Origin of the sequence: Stenotrophomonas sp. RS-48 (assembly GCF_030053245.1) — a bacterium.
Lineage (GTDB): Bacteria > Pseudomonadota > Gammaproteobacteria > Xanthomonadales > Xanthomonadaceae > Stenotrophomonas > Stenotrophomonas maltophilia_P.
In genome coordinates this window covers 15,353-36,589 of sequence record NZ_JASGBV010000002.1, presented here as the reverse complement: position 1 = coordinate 36,589, position 21,237 = coordinate 15,353, and the positions used below count along the sequence as shown (strand labels likewise).

The 21,237-nt window shown below is 65.6% G+C and carries 17 protein-coding genes; 5 read left to right on the top strand and 12 right to left on the bottom strand.

From position 1 onward, the window contains the following. Nucleotides 1-26 precede the first annotated feature (26 nt). The 10 genes from QMZ25_RS00350 to QMZ25_RS00305 form a co-directional block, all read right to left on the bottom strand. Nucleotides 27-1,391, bottom strand: coding sequence for an NAD-dependent succinate-semialdehyde dehydrogenase (locus QMZ25_RS00350; RefSeq protein WP_065181219.1), 1,365 nt, complete (start codon nt 1,389-1,391; stop codon nt 27-29). Nucleotides 1,392-1,454: 63 nt separating this feature from the next. Next, nucleotides 1,455-2,297: an ABC transporter permease subunit gene (locus QMZ25_RS00345; RefSeq protein WP_005415928.1), complete on the bottom strand. Its 843-nt coding sequence runs from the start codon at nt 2,295-2,297 to the stop codon at nt 1,455-1,457. Beyond that, the gene (locus QMZ25_RS00340; RefSeq protein WP_053516578.1) at nt 2,294-3,226 is read right to left on the bottom strand and encodes an ABC transporter permease subunit; all 933 of its coding nucleotides are present in this window, start codon (nt 3,224-3,226) and stop codon (nt 2,294-2,296) included. The genes QMZ25_RS00345 and QMZ25_RS00340 overlap by 4 nt, the downstream gene beginning before the upstream one ends. Then, nucleotides 3,223-4,359, bottom strand: coding sequence for a polyamine ABC transporter ATP-binding protein (gene potA / locus QMZ25_RS00335; RefSeq protein ID WP_065176213.1), 1,137 nt, complete (start codon nt 4,357-4,359; stop codon nt 3,223-3,225). Before potA ends, QMZ25_RS00340 begins: the two co-directional genes overlap by 4 nt. Before the next feature lie 164 nt (nt 4,360-4,523). Beyond that, the gene (locus QMZ25_RS00330; protein WP_180875638.1) at nt 4,524-6,065 is read right to left on the bottom strand and encodes an efflux transporter outer membrane subunit; all 1,542 of its coding nucleotides are present in this window, start codon (nt 6,063-6,065) and stop codon (nt 4,524-4,526) included. Beyond that, nucleotides 6,065-7,621, bottom strand: coding sequence for a DHA2 family efflux MFS transporter permease subunit (locus tag QMZ25_RS00325; RefSeq protein ID WP_180875639.1), 1,557 nt, complete (start codon nt 7,619-7,621; stop codon nt 6,065-6,067). Before QMZ25_RS00325 ends, QMZ25_RS00330 begins: the two co-directional genes overlap by 1 nt. After that, nucleotides 7,618-8,784: an HlyD family secretion protein gene (locus QMZ25_RS00320; RefSeq protein WP_180875640.1), complete on the bottom strand. Its 1,167-nt coding sequence runs from the start codon at nt 8,782-8,784 to the stop codon at nt 7,618-7,620. Before QMZ25_RS00320 ends, QMZ25_RS00325 begins: the two co-directional genes overlap by 4 nt. Nucleotides 8,785-8,932: 148 nt before the next feature. Beyond that, nucleotides 8,933-10,042, bottom strand: coding sequence for a polyamine ABC transporter substrate-binding protein (locus QMZ25_RS00315; RefSeq protein WP_074901055.1), 1,110 nt, complete (start codon nt 10,040-10,042; stop codon nt 8,933-8,935). Nucleotides 10,043-10,134: 92 nt separating this feature from the next. Beyond that, nucleotides 10,135-11,532 carry a glutamine synthetase family protein gene (locus tag QMZ25_RS00310; RefSeq protein WP_053516570.1) on the bottom strand — a complete coding sequence of 466 codons (1,398 nt, stop codon included), beginning with the start codon at nt 11,530-11,532 and terminating at the stop codon, nt 10,135-10,137. After that, the gene (locus QMZ25_RS00305) at nt 11,529-12,290 is read right to left on the bottom strand and encodes a gamma-glutamyl-gamma-aminobutyrate hydrolase family protein (RefSeq protein ID WP_283218936.1); all 762 of its coding nucleotides are present in this window, start codon (nt 12,288-12,290) and stop codon (nt 11,529-11,531) included. Before QMZ25_RS00305 ends, QMZ25_RS00310 begins: the two co-directional genes overlap by 4 nt. Before the next feature lie 161 nt (nt 12,291-12,451). On the opposite strand from QMZ25_RS00305, the gene QMZ25_RS00300 reads away from it, so the two are divergent. The 3 genes from QMZ25_RS00300 to QMZ25_RS00290 all read left to right on the top strand — a co-directional run bounded on the left by QMZ25_RS00300 (nt 12,452) and on the right by QMZ25_RS00290 (nt 17,204). Then, nucleotides 12,452-13,729, top strand: a complete 1,278-nt coding sequence (locus QMZ25_RS00300; protein ID WP_180875642.1) for an FAD-binding oxidoreductase — start codon at nt 12,452-12,454, stop codon at nt 13,727-13,729. A gap of 98 nt (nt 13,730-13,827) precedes the next feature. Next, complete coding sequence (locus tag QMZ25_RS00295; protein WP_164152733.1) at nt 13,828-15,429, top strand: MASE1 domain-containing protein; 1,602 nt, start codon at nt 13,828-13,830, stop codon at nt 15,427-15,429. A 194-nt stretch (nt 15,430-15,623) separates the two neighbouring features. Further along, the gene (locus QMZ25_RS00290; RefSeq protein WP_279941845.1) at nt 15,624-17,204 is read left to right on the top strand and encodes an MASE1 domain-containing protein; all 1,581 of its coding nucleotides are present in this window, start codon (nt 15,624-15,626) and stop codon (nt 17,202-17,204) included. A 39-nt stretch (nt 17,205-17,243) separates the two neighbouring features. Here QMZ25_RS00290 and QMZ25_RS00285 read toward each other — a convergent pair whose 3' ends face one another. Then, complete coding sequence (locus QMZ25_RS00285) at nt 17,244-17,696, bottom strand: hypothetical protein (RefSeq protein ID WP_279941844.1); 453 nt, start codon at nt 17,694-17,696, stop codon at nt 17,244-17,246. A gap of 316 nt (nt 17,697-18,012) precedes the next feature. Here QMZ25_RS00285 and QMZ25_RS00280 point away from each other — a divergent pair, with 316 nt between their 5' ends. Continuing rightward, nucleotides 18,013-19,356 carry a diguanylate cyclase gene (locus QMZ25_RS00280; RefSeq protein WP_053516566.1) on the top strand — a complete coding sequence of 448 codons (1,344 nt, stop codon included), beginning with the start codon at nt 18,013-18,015 and terminating at the stop codon, nt 19,354-19,356. 86 nt (nt 19,357-19,442) lie between these two features. After that, on the top strand, nt 19,443-19,904 hold the full coding sequence (locus QMZ25_RS00275) for a bacteriohemerythrin (protein ID WP_053516564.1): 462 nt from the start codon (nt 19,443-19,445) through the stop codon (nt 19,902-19,904). Here QMZ25_RS00275 and QMZ25_RS00270 read toward each other — a convergent pair whose 3' ends face one another. Then, entirely contained in the window at nt 19,905-21,185 is a 1,281-nt protein-coding gene (locus QMZ25_RS00270; protein WP_279941843.1) for an MFS transporter, read from the bottom strand. Between the last annotated feature and the right edge of the window lie 52 nt (nt 21,186-21,237).

Sequence of the window (21,237 nt, the reverse complement as noted above, 5' to 3'; positions counted from 1 at the left end):
CTTACCGTGGCACACGGAATGCATCATCAGGCCACGTAGACAGTCTTGATGTTCATGAACTCATGGATGCCATGGTCCGCCAGTTCGCGGCCGAAGCCTGACTGTTTGCTGCCGCCGAACGGCAGCCGCGCGTCACTCTTGACGATGGCATTGACGAAGGCCGCACCGCATTCCATGCGCTGGGCGAAGGACTCGCCACGCACCGGGTCACCGGTCCAGACACTGCCGCCCAGCCCGAAGCGGGTGTCGTTGGCCACGCGCAGCGCTTCCTCTTCATCCTTGACCCGGATCACCGCAGCCACCGGCCCAAACAGTTCCTCGTCGTAGGCGGGCATGCCCGGCCCGACCTGGTCCAGCACGGTGGCCGGATAGCCGGCATGCGTGCCCGCGATCGGCTCGCCGCCCAGCAGCACCCGCGCCCCCTTGGCCACACTCGCCTGCACCTGCTTGTGCAGCTCGTCGCGCAGGTCCGCGCGGGCCATCGGTGCCAGCGTGGTCTCGCGCTCGCTGGGGTCGCCATACCGGCGCTGACCAGCCGCCTCGACGAAGCGGCGGGTGAATTCATCGGCCACGCGCTCCACCACGATGAAGCGCTTGGCAGCGATACAGGTCTGCCCACTGTTGTCGAAGCGTGACTTCACTGCGGCCGCCACGGTCTTGTCGAGGTCGGCATCGTCCAGCACCACGAAGGCGTCACTGCCCCCCAGCTCCATCACCGACTTCTTCAGCTGGCTGCCCGCATTGGACGCGATCGAACGCCCGGCGCGTTCGCTGCCGGTCAGCGTCACCGCCTTCACCCGCGCATCGCGCAGCACCTCGGCTGCCTGGTCGTTGTCGATGTGCAGAACGTCGAACACACCGGCCGGCAGGCCACCGTCGCGGCACACCGCCAGGATCAGGTCCGCACACTGGGGCACGTTGCTGGCGTGCTTGAGCAGCGCCACGTTGCCGGCCATGAAGGCAGGCGCAAGGAAGCGGAACACCTGCCAGACCGGGAAGTTCCATGGCATCACCGCGAACACGCAGCCGATCGGCTCGTAGCGCACGTAGCTGCGCTGTGCCTCGGTATCGATCAGCTGGGGCTTGAGGTAGTCGGCGGCGTGATCGGCGTAGTACTCGCAGGCCGCCGCGCATTTGTCGACCTCGGCCAATGCCTCGGCCTTCAGCTTGCCCATCTCGTGCGTCATCGCCTGCTGCAGCTCGTCACGCCGCGTGCGCAGCTGCGCGGCAATGCCTCGCAGGACGGCACCCCGCTCCTGCAGCGAACGTGCGGCCCAGGCCGGGAATGCGTCGGCCGCGGCCTGCAGGCGCTGCTCGACGTCGGCAGCGCCCATCAGTTCATGGCGGTAGGTCACCTGGCCGGTGGTGGGATCGATGATCTCGACAGTCATGGGGAATCTCCTTCAGGCAGATCCCCAGTGTGCGCCCTTGCCCGTGAGCCGCGCGTTGCCGGATCAGCCGTTGTCCTGCCGGGCCAGCTGCAGGTCGCGCTGGCGCCGCTTCTCGGCGCGCGCGTTGATGTACCAGCCGATCACCGCCGCGATCGACACCGCCGATACCAGCAGCGTGGCCAGCGCATTGATCTTCGGGCTGATGCCCATGCGGACCGAGGCGAAGACCTTCATCGGCAGTGTTGTCGAGCCCGGCGTGGCGACGAAGCTGGCCACCACCACGTCATCCAGCGACAGCGTGAAGGCCAGCAGCCAGCCCGCTACCAGTGCTGGGGCGATGATCGGCAGCGTGATGCGGGTGAACACGGTCAGCCGGCTGGCCCCCAGGTCCATCGCCGCTTCTTCCAGCGACAGGTCCATTTCCTGCAGGCGCGAAGACACCACTACGGTGACGAAGCACAGGGTGAAGGTGACGTGGGCGATCCAGATGGTCGCCAGTCCACGCGCCGGGAAGCCCGGAATGGCCCCCATCGAGGCCAGCAGCGCCATCAGCGAGAAACCCAGGATCACGTCCGGCATCACCAGCGGCGCGGTGACCAGCGCGCCGAACAGCGGCTTGCCGCGGAAACGCTTGAATCGGGTCATCACCATGGCCGCCAGCGTACCGAGCACCGTGGCGGTGCAGGCGGTCCAGAACGCCACCACCAGGCTGGTCCACATCGCGTCCATCAGTGCACGGTCGGCGAACAGATCGCTGTAGGCGCGGGTGGAGAAGCCCGCCCATACCATCGCCAGCCGCGAACTGTTGAACGAATAGAACATCAACAGCAGGATCGGCAGGTACAGGAAGGCGAAGCCGAGCAGCAGCACGCCCAGACCCAGGCCCTTGGCGGTACGCGGGCTCATGCCTGCTTCCCTTCCAGCAGGCGCTGCTGGGAACGGTTGAACAGCAGGATCGGCACCAGCAGCAGCAGGATCATCGCCACCGCCATCGCCGAGGCGCCCGGCCAGTTGCGGTTGTTGAAGAACTCGTTCCACAGCTGCCGGCCAACCATCAACGTCTCCGATCCGCCGAGCATCTCAGGGATGACGAACTCGCCGACCGCCGGAATCATCACCAGCATGCAGCCGGCGATGATGCCGGCCCTGGACAGCGGCAGGGTGATGCGCAGGAAGGCCTGCCACGGCTTCGCACCGAGATCGTAGGCCGCCTCCAGCAGGCGGTGGTCATGCTTGACCAGGTTGGCGTACAGCGGCAGCACCATGAATGGCAGATAGCAGTAGACGATACCGATATAGGCCGCGGTCGGCGTATCGATCAGCTGCAGCCTGGGCAGCCCCATGCCGGTCATCAGCGTCTGCAGACCGGTGAACTGCAGGAACTGGTCGAGCAGGCCGTTGCGGTCCAGGATCGCCTTCCACGCGTACACGCGGATCAGGAACGAGGTCCACGACGGCAACACCACCAGCATCATCGCCACGTTGCGCGCCGCCGGCGACAGCCGGGCGATGGCATAGGCCATCGGGTAGCCGATCAGCAGGGTCAGGAAGGTGGAGATCGCTGCGATCTTGATGGAACTCAGGAACGCCTGGGCGTAGATCGAATCGCGGAACAGCGCCAGATAGTTCTCGAGATTGAGCTTGAGCGAGAACCCGCCGTCCACGTACTGCAGCAGCCAGGTGTACGGCGGCGAGCCGACACGGCTGTGCGAGAAGCTGATCATCAATACGATCAGGAAGGGCACTGCGAAGAACAGCAGCAGCCACAGATACGGGACACCGATCACCGTGGCGCGCAGTCCCGGCAGCCAGCGCTTCAGCCCGGCGACACTCATGAGGTCAGCACCACGCCGTCATTGTCGCGCCAGTGCACCCACACGCTGTCACCCCAGGTCAGGCCATCGCTGGCCCAGCGCTGCGAATTGGCGAAGTTGGCCAGCACCTTGGCTCCACTGGGAAGCCGCACGTGGTAGACCGAGTGACTGCCGAAGTAGGCGATGTCCTCGATCACGCCCTGTGCCTTGTTGGTGTGCCCTTCCGGTTCGTCCTTGCCGATCATCACCTTTTCCGGGCGCAGCGCGAATGCGACCGGCTGCCCTTCATATCCAGTGATGCCATGGGCGATGTAGATCGGCGCCGGGAACAGCGGCGATCGTACGGTCACATACTCCGGCAGGTCCTCGTCGATCACGCCGTCGAACAGGTTCACCGAGCCGATGAACTCGGCGACGAACCGGTTGGCCGGCTGCTCGTACACTTCGTCCGGCTTGCCGACCTGCTGGATCCAGCCCGCATCCATCACCGCGATGCGGGTGGCCATGGTCATCGCTTCTTCCTGGTCGTGGGTGACCATCACGCAGGTCACGCCCGACGATTCGATGATGCTGACCAGTTCCAGCTGCATCTGCGAGCGCAGCTTCTTGTCCAGTGCACCCATCGGCTCATCCAGCAGCAGCAGCTTGGGGCCCTTGGCCAACGAGCGTGCCAGCGCCACGCGCTGCTGCTGTCCGCCGGACAGCTGATGCGGCTTGCGCTTGCCGAGGTGGCCCATCTGCACCAGCTCCAGCATTTCGCCGACGCGCCTGCCGATCGCATCCTTGCCCAGCCCGTCCTGCTTGAGGCCGAACGCGATGTTCTGCTCGACCGTCATGTGCGGGAACAGGGCGTAGGACTGGAACATCATGTTGACCGGCCGCTGATAGGGCGGCAACGCGTCCAGACGCTGCCCATCAAGGGTGATACTGCCCTTGGTGGGTGTCTCGAAGCCGCCCAGGCAGCGCAGCAGGGTGGATTTGCCGCTGCCGGAGCCGCCCAGCAGGGCAAAGATCTCGCCCTTGCGCACATCCAGATTGACGTCGTCGACGGCGACGAAACCGTCGAATTCCTTGCGCAGGTCACGAATGGAGAGATAGCCGGGCGCACTCACCGTATCAACGGCGGCGGCTTCCGGCTGGGCTTCAACGGGCATGGGGGCTCCGGGAGCGGGCGGTGGACAGCGGGCGCCATTCTACCGGCCAGGGGGCGATGACGGTATGACGGGGTATGGCGAGCGGCCGTCGCCCGGCGGGCATGGCCCGGCGCTGCCGGAGCCGGGCCATGCGGGTAGCGCCGGGCCATGCCCGGCGCAGAGGATCAGCGAACAGCCACCGGCGGCGCCTCCTGCCAGCCCAGCCCCAGGCTCTTCTGCAGCGCCACGTACCGCACCAGCAACTGCAGCCGCGCCTGGGCGACGGCATCCTGCGCCTGCAGCCGCTGGCGCTGCACGTCCAGCAGATCGATCTGCGAGGTGGCACCCGCCTGTCGACGCTGGCTCATCAACGCCAGCGAACGGTCCGCCGAAGCCTCGGCGCGGACACTGGCCTGCAGTTGCTGCCGGGCCGCACCGAAGCGCGCCAACGCGGTGTTGGCATCCTGCAGTGCAGCCAGCACCGTGCCCTCGTAGGCCGCCAACCGGGCCTCATTGCCGGCCCGAGCCTGGGCCACACGGGCCTTGTTCACGCCGAAGTCGAACAGCGACCAGCGCAGGAACGGTGCGACGATGGTGGCGGCTGAATCCCGCCCCAGGTCGGAAACCGAGGTGGCGCCCGCGCCGATGCTGCCCAGCAGGGTCACCTGCGGAAAATACGCCGAGATCGCCTGGCCGATCTGCGCCGAGGATGCCGCCAGCTCGCGCTCAGCCTTGCGCACATCCGGCCGGCGCTGGATCAACGCGCCCGCATCGTCCACCGGGACGCTGGCCGGCAGCACCGGCAGCGGCTGGTCTGCCGCCAACCGCGCATCCAGCGCCCCCGGCTCGCGGCCAACCATCAGGGCCAGCACATCCCGGGCTTCGTCGGCCTGTGCCTGTAGCGGCGGCAGCGCAGCCTGCTGCTGTTGCAGCTGGGCCTGCGCGCGCTCCACCTGCAGGTCCGAATCCGCACCGCGTTGGCGACGCTGACGGGTCAGCTGCAGGCTTTCATCGGCGGCTCGGAGGTTGTGCTCGGCCAGGGCGATACGCTCGCGGCTGCTGCGGTAGCCGAGGTAGACCTGGGTCAGTTCCGCGGCAAGCTGCACCTGCGCATCGGCCAGTGCTGCGGCGTTGGCCTCGGCTTCGGCGGCGGCCTGTTCGGCCGCGCGGCGTCGGCGGCCGAACAGGTCCAGTTCCCAACTGGCGTCGAAGCCGGCCACGTACAGCTCGGTGTCCAGATCGATATCGGCGAACTGCTGGCGCAGCTGCGCCGCCTCCTGCGGACGGCCGTTGGCTTCGGCCACCCCGGCGATGTTCTCGCCCAGACCGCGCACGCTGTTTTCCAGCGAATCCGGTGCCTTGATGTTGGCGTAGCCCGCCGCCGCGCCCACGCTGGGCAGCTGCTCGGCGCGGCGCTGGCGCTGCAGCGCGCGCGAGGCCAGCAGCTTGGCCTGGGCGGCGCGCAGGTTGGGGCTGTTGCGCAGCGCCTCGTCCACCAGCTGGTCCAGCAGCGGATCGTTGAGCGCGCGCCACCACTGGCTGGGCGGGCTGGCAGGCTGCACGCCGGCCTGCGCCGCGCGTGGGAGCTGCGCCTGCGCGGTAGCGACCGTGGCCACGTCCGGTTTCACGTAATCCGGCCCCACCATGCAGCCCGCCAGCAGCAGCGGCAGGGTGGCCGGGCACAGCCGGCGCAGAAGGGGGGAAACGGGCAAGGTCGTCGAAGTCATCAGTGCATCGCCAATGGAACGCCCTTGGGCAGGGGCTTGAGCAGGAAGACCAGCGGCAGGGTGGCCACCACGATCAGGCCGAAGATCCAGAACAGGTCGTTGTAGGCCATCACCATCGCCTGCATCTGCACCGTCTGCGCCAGCACGGCCATCGCCTGGGTGGCGTCGCCCAGCTGCTGGCCGTAGGCATGCAGCGCGTCCTGTGCGATGGTCGAGTTTGCGGTAACGCTGCTGCCGATCGCATCGATGTGCAGGGTGGTGCGGCGTTCCTGGAAAGTGGAAATGATGGCCAGCCCGATCGAGCCGCCGAGATTGCGCGCGGCGTTGAACAGGCCGGACGCATCGCTGGTGTACTCGCGCGGCACCGAGGTGATGGCCGCCTGGTTCAACGCCATCATCGCCAACGCCAGCCCACAGCCCTGCAGCAGCTGGCCTATGACGAAGTGCGGGCCGATGCTGTCCGGAGTCAGCCCCAGATTGACGAAGCAGGCAGCGGCGAAGCACAGCATGCCGCCGAACACCATGATGCGTACGTCGACCGTTTCCAGCATCTTCGGCATCAACGGCATCAGCAGGATGGTCGGCAGGCCGGCCAGCAGCAGCACATAGCCGGCCTGCTCGGTGTTGTACCCGGCGATGATCGCCAGGAACTGCGGGATCATGTACATGACCCCGAACAGGATCATGCCCACCGCCATCACCATCACGAACACCGCGCCGAAACTGCGCTGGAACAGGATGTTGAGGCGGATGACCGGCTCCCTGCTGGTGAACTGCGAAAGCGCGAGCAGCGCGAAGCCCAGCACCGAGACGATGCTGAGAACCACGATCATCGTCGATTCGAACCAGCGCTCGCGCTGGCCGTCTTCCAGCACCACGGTAAGCGCGGACAGGCCGGCGGTCATGCCGACGATGCCCAGCCAGTCTGCGCGCAGCAGCCCACCCCAATCAGACGTTTCATGCGGAAGGCCGAGCAGCAGCAGGGCAACCAGGCCGGCGCAGATCGGCACGTTGATGAAGAACGCGTAGTGCCAGCTGACGTTCTCGGTCAACCAGCCGCCCAGCAAGGGGCCGATCACCGGGCCCAGGATGACGGTCATGCCGAACAGCGCCGTACCCAGCGGCTGCTGCTTCGGCGGCAGCCGCGTGCCGACGATGGTCAGCGCGGTCGGGATCAGCGCACCACCGGCAAAACCCTGCCCTACCCGTCCGGCGATCATCATCGGCAACGAATCGGCCAGGCCGCACATCACCGAGAACGCAGTGAACAGCGTGGCGCAGATCAGCAGGAAAGTGCGCAGGCCCAGCGTGCGCACGAACCAGCCGGTCAGCGGAATCATCACGATTTCCGAGACAAGGAAGGCGGTGGAGATCCAGGTGCCTTCGGTGCCGCTGGCGCCCACTTCGCCCTGGATGGTGGGCAACGCGGCGTTGACGATGGAGATGTCCAGCGTAGCCATGAACGAACCGATGGTGCCGGCCGCCACGGCCAGCCAGGCCGCGGCATCCGCCTTGCCTCCGGCGACAGGTGCTGCATGGGCACGGGTGGCGTTCATCGCACCGGCGCGGCCATGGCCTCGGCCTCGTCCTGGGTGCGCTCGCGCGCATCCTTTGCATTGCGGGTATCTACGGTCACTTCCACCGACATGCCCGGCACCAGCACCTTGCGCGCTTCGGCACCTGCGTCCACCCGGATGCGCACCGGCACGCGCTGCACGACCTTGGTGAAGTTGCCGGTGGCGTTCTGTGGCGGCAACAGCGCGAACTGCGAGCCGGTACCCGGCGAAATGCTCTCCACCGTGCCGCGCAATGGGGTGCCTGGCAACGCATCGACCTTGATTTCGGCCGCCTGGCCGGCGCGCATCAGCCCCACCTGGGTTTCCTTGAAGTTGGCAACGAGGTACAGCGAGGCAACCGGCACGATGGTCATGGTGCGGGTACCGGCAGCAACAAACTGGCCGACCTGCACGGTCTTGTTGCCGACACGACCATCGATGCGCGCGCGCAGCTCGGTGTCCTCAAACGCCACTCTGGCCTGCGCAGCGTCGGCCTGCGCCTGCTTCAGTCCAGCCTGCGCCTGCTCGAGCTGGGCCTGGCTGGCTTCGATCTGGCTCTGCGCGCCCTGGATCTGTGCCTTGGCTGCATCGTACTGGGCCTGGGCGCGTTCGACATCGTGGCGCAGGCTTTCGACGTGTTCATGGGTGTCGGCCCCACTGGCCGCCAGCGGGGTGAAGCGCGCCAGCTCTGACCGGCCGAAACGCAGCGAGGCGGCGGCCGCGGTGAGCTGGGTGCGTGCCTGCAGCAGGCTGGACTGCTGGCCCTGCACCCCAGCGGCAGCAGCGGCGATGTCGGCTTCGCGCACGGCGATCACGGCCTCGGCCTGGTCCAGCGTGGCACGGTAGGTGCGCGGGTCGATGCGCAGCAGCGGTTCGCCGGCCTTGACCCACTGGTTGTCCTGCACCAGCACTTCGGTGACGTAACCGTTGATGCGCGGAGCGACCGCGACAGCGTCGGCCTGCAGATAGGCGTTGTTGGTGTCCTGCAGGTAGCGGCCGACCAGCAGGTGGTAGATCAGCCAGGCAACCAGGGCGATGACCACGACGACGCCGATGATGGCCAGCGTCCAGCGGACCTTGGGGTTCTTCAGCGGCGAAGGCTTGTCCTCGGTGGAAGGCGTTTCGTCAGGGGCGGCGTCGGCGCGCTGGGGCTGTTCGGTCATTGTCTGAAGGCGGTGGTCGGTGCCATACGGGACGGTAGGGGAAGCGATGCGGAGGCAAGGTGAAAAAAAACGGAGGCCATTGGCCTCCGTTTCCTGTGCGCTGACGTCTGCCCGCATCCGCCGGGCATGGCCCGGCGCCACCGTCATCTCACCTGCCGGTCTTCACCTCGGTCCACAGACGGGTGTACAGCTTGTCCGTCTCCGGGGTGTTGATCGAATAGGTGAACATCTTCGCGGCCACATCGGCCGGCGGGTAGATGGTCGGGTCGGTACGGATCGCCTCGTCCACCAGCGGAGTCGCGGTCGGCACCGGGTTGGCGTAGTGGATGAAGTTGGTATTGGCCGCAGCGACCTTCGGCTCCAGCAGGTAATTGATGAACTTGTAAGCGGCTTCCGGATGCTTGGCGTCCTTCGGGATCGCCAACATGTCGAACCACTGCGGTGCGCCTTCCTTCGGAATCGAATAGGCGACATGCACGCCGTTGCTGGCCTCCTCGGCGCGGTCGCGGGCCTGGATGATGTCACCCGACCAGCCGACCACCAGGCAGGTGCCGCCGTTGGCCAGCGAACCGACGTACTGCGAGGAGTGGAAGTTCTGCACGTACGGGCGGATCGACTTCAACAGGTCGGCCGCCTTCTGCAGCTCGGCCGGATCGCCGCTGTGCGGGTCCAGGCCCAGATAGTGCAGTGCGATCGGGATCATGTCGGCCGGCGTGTCCAGGATGGTCACGCCGCAGTCCTTCATCTTGCTGATGTTCTCCGGCTTGAACACCAGGTCCCAGCTGTTGGCGATGTCGGCGCTGCCGCCGAAACGCTCCTTCAGCATGTCCACGTTGTAGCCGATGCCGGTGGTGCCGACCATGTACGGCACGCCGTAGCGGTTGTCCGGATCCTGGGTGGCGATGCGCTTCATCACCGCCGGGTCCAGATTGGCCAGGTTCGGGATCTTGCTCTTGTCCAGCGGCAGGAACACGCCCGCCTGGATCTGCCGGCCGAAGAAGTTCAGCGTCGGCACCACCACGTCGTAGCCGCTGTTGCCGGCCAGCAGCTTGGTCTCGACCATCTCATCGCTGTCGAACACGTCGTAGGTCACCTTGATCCCGGTTTCCTTCTCGAAGGTCGGGATGGTGTCCTCGGCAATGTAATCGCTGTAGTTGTAGACGTTCAGGACCTGGCTGTCCTGACTGCCACCGTTGCCACCGCCACAGGCGGCGAGCATGGCGGAGGCCAGGCCGAGCGTGAGGATACGCAGCTTCATCGGGTGCTCCAGAATGCGGGGAGGGGGGCCGGCTCGGGCCGGCGACGGATGCCAGCCTACCCCCCGGCGGCGGATTTTTCTATTCCACGCTTTCACACGTTCAGCAGCAGGAACTCGCGCTCCCACGAGCTGATGACACGGAAGAAGGTCTCGTACTCCTTGCGCTTGACCGAGATGTAGGCCCGGCAGAAGCGCTCGCCCAGCAGCGCCTGCAGTTCGCCGCAGCGCTCAAGCCCGTCCAGCGCTTCGCCCAGCGAGCGCGGCAGGTCGTAGCCCAGCTCCTTGGCGCTTCCGGTGACCGGCGCATCCGGCGCCAGCCGCTCGCGGATGCCGAGCAGGCCACAGGCCAGGGTGGCGGCCATCGCCAGGTAGGGATTGGCGTCGGAGCCCGCGAATCGGCTCTCCACCCGCATGTTCTCCGGTGTATCCAGCGGCACGCGCAGGCCGCAGGTGCGGTTGTCGAAGCCCCAGTGCACGTTGCTCGGCGACACCTCGCCGAACACCAGCCGGCGATAGGAATTGACGTTCGGCGCGAAGAACGCCATCGCCTGCGGCGCATACTTCTGCAGCCCCCCAAGATAATGGCCGAACACCGGGCTGAACTCGCCTTCGGCATCGGTCTCACCGGCGAACACGTTGCTGCCATCGCTCACCCGCACCAGGCTCTGGTGGATGTGCATGGCGCTGCCCGGTTCGTTCTCCATCGGCTTGGCCAGGAAAGTGGCGTACACGCCGTGGCGCATCGCCGCCTCGCGCATGGTGCGCTTGAACAGGAAAACCTGGTCGGCCAGATCCATCGCATCGGCGTGGGTGAAGTTGACTTCCAGCTGTGCCGCGCCGGATTCGTGGATCAGCGTGTCCACGTCCAGCTTCATGGCATCGGCGTAGTCGTACATCAGGTCGAGGATGGGGTCGAACTCGTTGACCGCATCGATCGAATACGACTGCCGCGCTGTTTCCGGGCGACCGGAGCGGCCGGCAGGCGGCAGCAGCGGGAAATCCGGGTCGGTGTTCTTCTGCACCAGGAAGAACTCCAGTTCCGGCGCCACCACCGGGCGCAGGCCCAGCTCGGCGTAGGCCGCCAGCACGCGACGCAGCACATTGCGCGGCGCCAGCTCATGCGGCTCGCCATTCTTGGTGTAGCAGTCATGGATGATCTGCGCGGTGGCATCGGCGGCCCACGGCACCATGCGCACGGTGTCCGGATCCGGGCGCAGCATCATGTCCGAGTCCGACGGCGAGGTCAGTTCGTAGTAGTCATCCGGAAACTCGCCGGTGACAGTCGTGGCGAAGATGCCCTCGGGCAGGCGGGTCCCGTAGTCGTGCGAGAACTTATCGGCGGGAATGATCTTGCCGCGCGCGTTGCCGGTGATGTCGGGCACCAGGCATTCGACTTCGGTGATACGCCGCTCCTTCAGCCAGCGCAGCAGGCTGCTCTCCTGCGGTGCGGGGGGCGTTGCCGTCTTGCGCGGGCGCGTTCGGGAACTCATCGGGAATCCAGTTGGTTCTGTTGATGCTGCCGGCAAGCTTGGCCGAACGCACGGAAAATAGCGTGATAGAACGGCGCCTGCATGACGCGCCACTCCGGGTGCCACTGTACGCCGAGCACGAAGCGGTGGCGCGGGCTGCGTGCCGCCTCGACCAGCCCGTCATCGGCGCGGGCCTCGACCTGCAGGCCGCTGGCCAGGCGGGCAATACCCTGGCCGTGCACCGAATTGACCTGCACCCTCCCCTCGCCGTGCCAGTCCGCCAGCCACCCATCCGCCACCAGTGTGACCGCGTGGGACGGCCCGTACTGCACGTCCACGGGTGCCTGCGGATCTTCGCGATGATCGGCCAGCCCGGGTACCCGATGGACCTGTGGATGCAGGCTGCCTCCCAGGGCGACGTTCAATTCCTGGAAGCCACGGCAGATCGCCAGCACCGGCAGGTCCATCGCCAGCGCCTCGTCCAGCAGTGCGAAGGCATTGGCGTCGCGCGCAGGATCATGCACATTGCCGGGCCAGCTGCGGCCACCGTCGTAATGCTGCGGCTCGATGTTGCTGACCGCACCGGTCAGCAGCAGACCGTCGAGGCCCTGCAGCCAATCGCGCGCAGGTAGCGGCGACTGCAGGCTGGGCAGCACCAGCGGCGTGACCTCCGCCGCCTCGGCCAGGGCGCGGACATACTTCTCGCCGGCCACCGCAAAGCGATGATGGCCAAGCACCGTACTGTCGGTGGGCAGGCCCACCCAGGGCAGGCGACGCATGGGGAAACTCCTTGGCGTGCAGACACGTTACCCGCAGGTGCGCGAGTGCGGCAAGTCGTCGCCATCACGCGCGAGGTGCCAAGTATCGGCGAAACTGGGGGCGTGAACGCCGATCAACCTCCTCCGCCCCGTCTTCCCACCCTGCGCCCGCGAGGCCCGCAGTGACGTCCGCCTTTCCAGCCAGCTGGTATGCCGCCAGCCTGGCGGAGCCGGCCGCCCTGCCTCCGTTGCAGGGTGACGTGCAGGCCGATGTCGCAGTGCTCGGTGCAGGCTACACGGGCCTGACGGCGGCGCTGGAACTGGCCTCACGCGGCCAGCACGTGGTCCTGCTGGACGCCCAGCGGATCGGCTGGGGCGCGTCCGGTCGCAACGGTGGCCAAGCGCTGGTGGGCTATGGCTGCGAGGTGGACGAACTGGAACGGCAGCTGGGCCGGGACGATGCCCGCCATCTGTTCGACTGGTCACGTGACGCCGTGCAGGCCATGCGCACCCGCATCGACCGCTACGGCATCGACTGCCATTGGCGTGAGGGCCACGCCAGCGTCGCCATCCGTGCCCGCCACGAGCGCGAGCTGCGTGCCCACTGCGAGCACCTGCAACAGCATTACGATTACCCGATGCAGTGGTGGGACCGGCAGACACTGCGTGGGCAGCTGGACAGCCCGCGCTATCGCGCGGCCATGTTCGATCCACTCAGCGCGCACCTGCACCCCCTGGCGTATGCGCGCGGCCTGGCCGACGCAGCGCGCGCGGCCGGGGTGGTCATCCATGAGAACTCTGCGGTTACCCGCGTGCAGCGCGGGCCCCGCCCGGCCCTGCACACCGCGCACGGCAGCGTCAGCGCCGCGCATCTGGTGATCGCCGGCAATGCCTGGCTGCAGGGCCTGCTGCCAGCGCTGGAGCACCGCATCATGCCGGTAGGCACCTATATCGGTGCCAGTGCGTGCCTCGGCCCAGAACGGGCCCGCGCCCTGATCCGTAATGACATGGCAGTAGCAGACACTGCCTGGGCGCTGGACTATTTCCGCCTGAGCCACGACCACCGTCTGCTGTTCGGGGGCCGCGCCAGCTACTCGGCGCTACCGCCGCCCGGGCTGCGCGGAGTGATGCAGCGACGCATGCACGCGGTTTTTCCGCAGCTGGCCGACGTCGCTCTCGATCAGGTCTGGGGCGGCTATGTCGACATCACCCGCAACCGCGCCCCGCATTGGGGACGGCTGGACGGCAATCTGTACTTCGCGCAGGGATTCTCCGGCCACGGCGTGGCGGCAGCCGGCCTTGCGGGTGACGTGATCGCCGCGGCAATCGCCGGCCAGAGCGAGCGCCTCGACGTGTTCCAGCGCCTGAAGCACGCGCCGTTCCCGGGCGGGCGCCTGCTGCGCATGCCGCTGCTGGTGGCTGCGATGTCGTGGTACAGGCTGCGGGATGCGTTGTGGTGACGATATCAGCGCCCTTGACGGGACTCCACGGCAGCGCGACTTGATCCCTTCACACCGATTGTTTGCATAATCTGCACAGGAGCAGGGGGAGCACGTGGATGCAGTGGTGGAAGGAAGGTCTACCGGTGAACATCCGGATCAGTCCCCAGGGACTGGTGCTGATGCTCATCTATGCCGTCGCCTGCGTGGCCACGCGCAAACTTTCGGTAGACCAGTTCTACCTGCCGGCAGGTGTGCGTGTGGCCGCCTTGCTGCTCTGTCCACCGCGCCTGTGGCCTTACCTGTTGCTGGGCGAGTACGCCTACTTCGCCCATCTGCGGATTCCGCTGCTCGAAAAATACGGGTTGGCATGGGTGCTTCTGGCCTCGGCATTTCTCATGCCGGCAGTGATGCTGATCGTACGCATGCACCGGAAGTTGCTTGCGCGCACCACGGTCCTCGGCGTGATCTCGATCGCGGTCTGTGCCGCGACGATCATCAGCCTGCTCAACCTCGGAATCTCGTACCTGCTCTGGGAGCCGCTGCATAACGCGTCGTTTATCACCAACGTAATGCGCTATGCGCTGGGCGACTTCACTGGGATCCTCATCCTGGCGCCACTCGCGCTGCTCTGGATCCGTCGCGCCGAGGAACAATGGACACCCCGGTCCGTTGCGGCCACAGTCGGAGCACTAGTAGCCATGCTGGTCATTGGCCTGCAGGCGACGCCGGTACCCGCCTCGATCACGGCCCCTGGCTCGCTGCAGTTGTTGTTGATCCTGCCTATTCCCGCAATCGCCCTGACCTGCCTGCTGGGATGGCGCGGGGCGGCCGTCGGTGTCGCCGCAGTGAACATGATTCTTGGTCTGAGCACCCCTTCTGACCACCCCGCATCATTCGATCAGGCGACCTTTGCCACCCAGCAGGCCATGGCCATCGCCAGCGTCGCCCTGTTGTTGCTGGGTGCGCGCATCACGCATTTCCAGAGCCAGCATCGGCTGCGTGAGGAAGACGGCAGAAACTCGATGAAACTGGCCCGCAGTACGCACATGGCCAGCGAAATGGATCTGCGAGAGCGAGCGGCGCACCTGCGCAGGCTGGGCGAGGGGATGGACCTGTCGCTCAACGAGATGGTGAACTGGCTGCACGCGCAAGGGCACCACGCTGTCGCCAACAGCCTGAAACACACATCAGAAGTCCATTCGCGCCAATTCCGCGCGCAGGCGAGCATGATCTACCCATCCGCCCTGGAGCGTCTCGGGCTTTACGTCGCTCTTCGTGCAGGTGGCGTGCGGGAGGCATGGGACAATACGCACCGGGTTACGCAGCCCCGGCTGACGGGCGACCCATGTCAGTTGGGAGTGGATCTGCAGCTGGCCGCATACCGGACCGTGGTTGAGGCCGTATCGTTGCTGCTCAGGTATGAGCCCGGTCAGATCTCCGTGCGCATCAGGTGCGGCGTCTTCAGACAGATGCACGGAGTACTGATTTCCGCCGCTCTTGTCGATCCTCACCATGCGCTTTCGCAACAGACTCAGGAACTGGTCCGTTCACAGCTATTGGGCCGGATCGTCGCCTATTCCGGGGTCGTCGATGTTCAGAAAAACAGGATCCGGATCGCCTTGCTGGATGGGCTGGCCACCTATCCGCAGGCCCCTCTGGCAGCACACTGTCCAGATGCGCCGTGGCCGTTCGACCAAGGTCGGCAATCTGCAACCTGACATAGAATTGCCAGTCAAAGCGCGATGGATGTCACTAATTCGCAGCAGTGCTGAACTGGTGTCGGCGGCAAAGAGCCAGGTAACGAAGAAGAGATCCGATTGCGTAGGCGGGAATCTGCCGATACTGTCGCCAGAGGTGTAGACGTCCAGAGTGGATGGAACGCCACCATGGTACGAGCAAGGGAGGCTTGGGATTGAACTGGTGGAAGAACGATGTCGAGCTGAGCTTCCGGATACGCCCCATCGGACTTTTCATCGCTGGGATGTACGCCGTCACGTGCTGGGCCGCTCGTCAGGTCTCGCTCGACCAGTTTTACCTGCCGGCAGGCATACGGGTCGCTGCGCTGCTGCTCTGCCCTCCCCGCCTCTGGCCCTATCTGCTGCTTGGCGAATATGCTTACTTTGCCCAGATGCGATATCCACTCATCGGGAAGTATGGGCTGGCTTGGGTGATCCTGGGCTCCGTGTTCCTCATGCCAGCGGTAGCCTTGGTCGTGCGGGCGCATCGCAGATTCATGACCGCGACAACGGAGGGCTGGCTTTTCTCGATGGCGGTTTCCGCCGCGCTCATCGCCACCGCATTGAAACTGGGCTTGGCCCACCTGCTCTCCGAGAACCCGTCTTCCGTGCCATTTGCGACACGAGCTGTCCGCTTCGTGCTCGGTGATTACATCGCAATACTGACTGTCGCCCCACTCGCACTGCTCTGGATCCGGCGCCGGTCACTGTACGAGTGGAAGTTTTGGAAGCACGCGCCTACCGTAGCCGCATTGACACTACTGATATCACTGGGCGCATTCATGGCCTCGGGTGTCGAGCTCCCAGATGCCACCAAGACATCCCTGCAACTGGTGATGGCTTTGCCGGTTGTTGCCTTGACCTGCATCCATGGCTGGCGAGGAGCAGCTGTGGGTGTTCCGCTGTTGAACATAGTGATTGCAATGACAACACCAGCATCAGGACTGCCTGGTTCGTTCGACCAGCGAACATTCATGATGCAGCAGCTCATTGCCGTTGCAGGGACGGCGCTTCTTCTACTCGGTTCCCGCATCACTCAGCACTATCATCAGCATGCGCGCCATGATCTGGATGGGAGTCAGACGGCCAGACTTTCGAGAACTGCTCATATGGCCAGCGAACTCGATCTGAGGCAGCGGGCGCTTGATCTCAGGAAGATCGCAGACGGCGTCGAGAAATCACTGAACCAGACTGCCGATCTTCTGAAAATGCACGGACACCATGCACCTGCAATGGATCTGCTGCACACCTCGACGACACATTCACGCCAGTTCCGTGAACTCACAAGCCTGGTGTATCCAACCGAAGTCGAGCAGGTCGGGTTGTATGTTGCCCTGCAGGTCAGCGGCATCAGCGAAAACTGGGACCGGACCAGCAGGGTTGCGCTCCCCCGCATGACGGGCGACCCCTGCAGGCTGAGCATTGCACTGCAGCTTGCTGCCTATCGAACCCTTACCGAAACGGTCGCACTGCTGCTCAAACACGAACGGGGGCAGATCCAGATCCAAGCACGCTGCGGCAGCCTGCATGGTCAACAGGGCATCCTGATCAGTGCATCTCTGTTGGACAGAGATCGCCACTTGTCGCTGGAAACCGCAAAACTGATCGTCGAGCGCCTGAGTTCACGTGCACTGGCCTATGGCGGTAAAGTGCAGACACGTCAAAACCGCGTAAGAGTGCTACTGCAGGAAACGGCCACGGGTGCAACCCACGGCAGCACGCATGCAGCGTGGATTGCTCGCGCCGACATCACCTGACTCTCACTCATCCGCCTCGATCAAGGAAAAGATCGTGCTTCAGCGGCTCGTAGCCGGCAGTTCGATCGCCCACGTTGCGTTGCTACCAGCACCATAGACGACCAGCGAGAACTCGGCTTGCCTGAGTACCACATGCCGCTGGGACTTTTCCGGCAATGCCAGCCGCTGCGACGGCAAAGACACGGCAATCGGACTTTTGCCGGCCGGGAGCGTCCAGAACGTGGTGTCAACCTTGCCGATTATCAGCAGGACCTGTCCGGAGAGGTCATTCACCTGATAATAGTTGATTCCCTCACGCTCGAACCCATACACCAGCCAGTTCGGATCTGCACTCAGATTCGTCGCTGCTGGACGGGACTCACCAAGCCCCGCCTGAGCCATATGTGTTCCGTTGTCGTCACTCGGGCAGCATGCCGCCTCGGCGACGGCAGGTGCGGACAACAGAGTCATTGCAGGCATCAAAAAACGCAGACCAGAGAAATTCACACTCACCCCCGTGTTCGGTTGGACAACGCCAGGCAAACTCACTTCGCCACCCCGTGACTGGATGGGCTCTCGGCCTCGCTTGCGGGCTGCCTCAGCCGGACGGAGTCAACCTCAGGCCGCCGGCAGGGTGGCGCAGCCAGCATAACCATCATCCAGCACCAGCGCCACGAGCAGAACTTCCGCCACTCCGCTCGTCGGGCCCCGACACTGAACGTGTCAGCCGGCGTTCACGCGATGACAACGCATGCGGTACCACCACTAAAGTTACGGCCGAAACCGCCGCTACCCGTGCCAAGACTTCCCTGACGTGAGCCTCCGCATCATGCCCGTCCTGCCGCAGGCCGCCGTCGATGGCGACCTCGCCGATCCGCTTCCGCAGCGGATCCTGCTGGTCGAAAACTCCCGTGCCTTCACCGGCATGCTGCGCGAGGCGATCGAACAGCGCCTGGAGCTGCCCGTCGTGGTCGCTTCCACCCTGGCCGAGGCCGACCGCCTGCTCAATGAGAGCGGCGGCTGGTTCCTGGTCCTGACCGGCCTGGTTCTGGCCGATGGCGACAGGGACGCGGTGGTCGAATTCTTCCTGAAACGCGATCTGCCCACCGTGGTGGTCAGTGGCGTGTATGACGAGGATCTGCGCAAGCGCGTGCTGCAGCAGCAGATCATCGACTACGTCCTGAAGAACACGCCCGGCAGCATCGACTATCTGGTGTGGCTGGTGCAGCGCCTGGAACGCAACCGTCGCATCGCCGCGCTGGTGGTGGACGATTCGCCCTCGGCACGCGGCTATGCGGCCGCGCTGCTGCGCATGTACGGCCACGAAGTGTACGAGGCTGCCGACGGCAACGAAGGCCTGGCGGCGATCGAGGCCCATCCTGCGATCCGGCTGGCGGTGGTCGACCAGGAGATGCCCGGCATGCAGGGCGTGGAATTCACCCGCCGCCTGCGCACCCTGCGCTCGCGCGACAAGGTGGCGGTGATCGGCATTTCCGGCAATACCGACGCATCACTGATTCCGCGCTTCCTGAAGAACGGCGCCAACGACTTCCTGCGCAAGCCCTTCTCGCGCGAGGAATTCTTCTGCCGCGTGTCGCAGAACGTGGACCAGCTGGAGCTGATCGGCACCCTGCAGGATCTGGCCACCCGGGACTTCCTGACCGGCCTGCCCAACCGCCGCTGCTTCCTGGAACAGAGCCAGCGCCAGCTGCCCCAGCTGCAGACCCATGGCCAGAGCGTGGCGGTGGCGATGATCGACATCGATCACTTCAAGCACATCAACGATACGCACGGCCATGAGGCCGGCGATGACGCCCTGCGTGCCGTGGCCGGGGCGGTGGCCGTGCATGCGCGCAGCCAGGACTTGATCGCGCGCTTCGGCGGCGAGGAGTTCTGCCTGCTGGTGCCGGACATGGAGCAGGACGAGGCAATGCTCTACTTCGAGGAACTCCGCCAGCGCATCGCGGCGCTGGAAGTGGATATCGGCACCGCCACACTGCGCATGACCGTCAGCATCGGCCTGTGCTGCCTCCGCCCGCAGCGCGATGCGCTGCATCGCCTGATTTCCGAGGCCGACCGTCAGCTGTACCTGGCCAAGGCCGGTGGCCGCAACCGGGTCAGCTGCACCACCATGGGCAGCCCGCTGCGTCCGCGCGAGCCCGCCCTGCCCTGATCGATCCGCTTTGATCCAGATCAACGCTGCCTGCCGGCAGCAGCCCTACAGTCGGCCCCGACATCACGCATGAAGGGGAGCCGGGGATGGCATTACTGGTCTGGCAGGACGATCTGAACATCGGCATCGATGTGATCGACCAACAACACCGCCGCATCATCGAGATGCTCAATCACCTGCATGTGGCCCAGGCCAGCATGCAGCGTGCCGCTGTCGGCGAAGTGATCGACGAGGTGGTTGATTACACCATGTCGCACTTCGCGTTCGAAGAAGAGCTGATGGAGGAAGCCGGCTATCCGTTCTGCGCTGCCCACAAGCGCGTGCATGAGGTCTTCATCAAGCGCGTGGCCGAGTACCGGCTGCGGTTCCAGGCCGGCGAGGACATCAGCGACGAGCTGCGCACGATGCTCTCGCGCTGGCTGTTCAACCACATCCGCGGCGACGACCAGGCCTACGCCGAACAGGTCAAGTCACATCTGAACCAGTTCACCCGTGAACACCAGGGCGGGGGTTGGCTGGGCCGCACGCTCAAGCGGATCTTCGGCTGATCAGCGCACGCGACGCTGCAGTGCCACCAGTGCGGCCAACGTCGCAATCGCGGTCAGGCACAGGTAGTAGCCGACCGCGACCAGGCCGAAGCGCTCGGCCAGCCAGGTCGCCAGGTACGGAGCGGGCGCCGCGCCGAGAATGCCGGCCAGATTGAACGACAGCGATGCGCCGGTATAGCGCACTTCGACCGGATAGATCTCGGCCAGGAATGTGCCGCAGGGACCATAGGTCAGGCCCATCAGGAACAGACCCAGGCACAGGAAGCCCAGCACCAGCCACGGGCTGCCGGGCTGGAACAACGGCGCAAACAGCAGGCCGAAGCCCAGGATCAGCAGGCTGGCCACGATCATCGTCCGGCGGGTGCCCCAACGGTCGCCGTAGCGCGCCGACAGCGGGATGCCCAGCGCGAAGAACAGCATGGCGGCCATCTGCATCAGCAGGAACTGCTCGCGGCTGTAACCGAGTACCGCCGTGCCATGGCCCAGGCTGAATACCGTCATCAGATAGAACAGCACGAAGGTGGCGAATGCGCCCAGCGTACCCAGCAGCATCGGCACGGGATGGTCGCGCAGCACCGTCCACATCGGCAGCCGCACCGGCGCTCTGCGTTCCAGCGCCTTCTGGAAGTCCGGCGTCTCATGGATGTTCAGGCGCACCCACAGGCCCAGCCCGACCAGCAATGCGCTGGCCACGAACGGAATACGCCAGCCCCACTGCAGGAAGTCGTCCTGCCCCATGCTTCGGCCCAGCACCAGGAAGATGCCTGCCGACAGCAGGAAACCGAGCGGCGCGCCCAGCTGCGGGAACATGCCGTACCACGCGCGCTTGCCCGGTGGTGCGTTCTCGGTTGCCAGCAGCACCGCCCCGCCCCACTCGCCGCCCAGCCCCAGCCCCTGGCCGAACCGGCACAGCGCGAGCAGCGCCGGAGCCCACAGCCCGATCTGCGCATGGGTCGGCAGCAGGCCGATTGCGACAGTCGACAGTCCCATGGTGAGCAATGCCGCGACCAGGGTGGCCTTGCGGCCGATGCGGTCGCCGAAGTGGCCGAATACCGCCGAACCCACCGGCCGCGCGATGAACGCCACGGCGAACGTGGCCAGGGATTGCAGCAGCGCGGCCTGGTCACTGCTTTCCGGGAAGAACAGATGCGGGAACACCAGCACCGCGGCGGTGGCGTAGATGTAGAAGTCGAAGAACTCGATGGTCGTGCCGATCAGGCTGGCCAGCAGTACACGGCGAGGGGAATTCACGGGTGACGCGGCAGCGGTGATCGTCGACATCGGCAAGGCAGGCAATCCGGATCGTCCGATTCTGCCACGCATGACCCGGCAG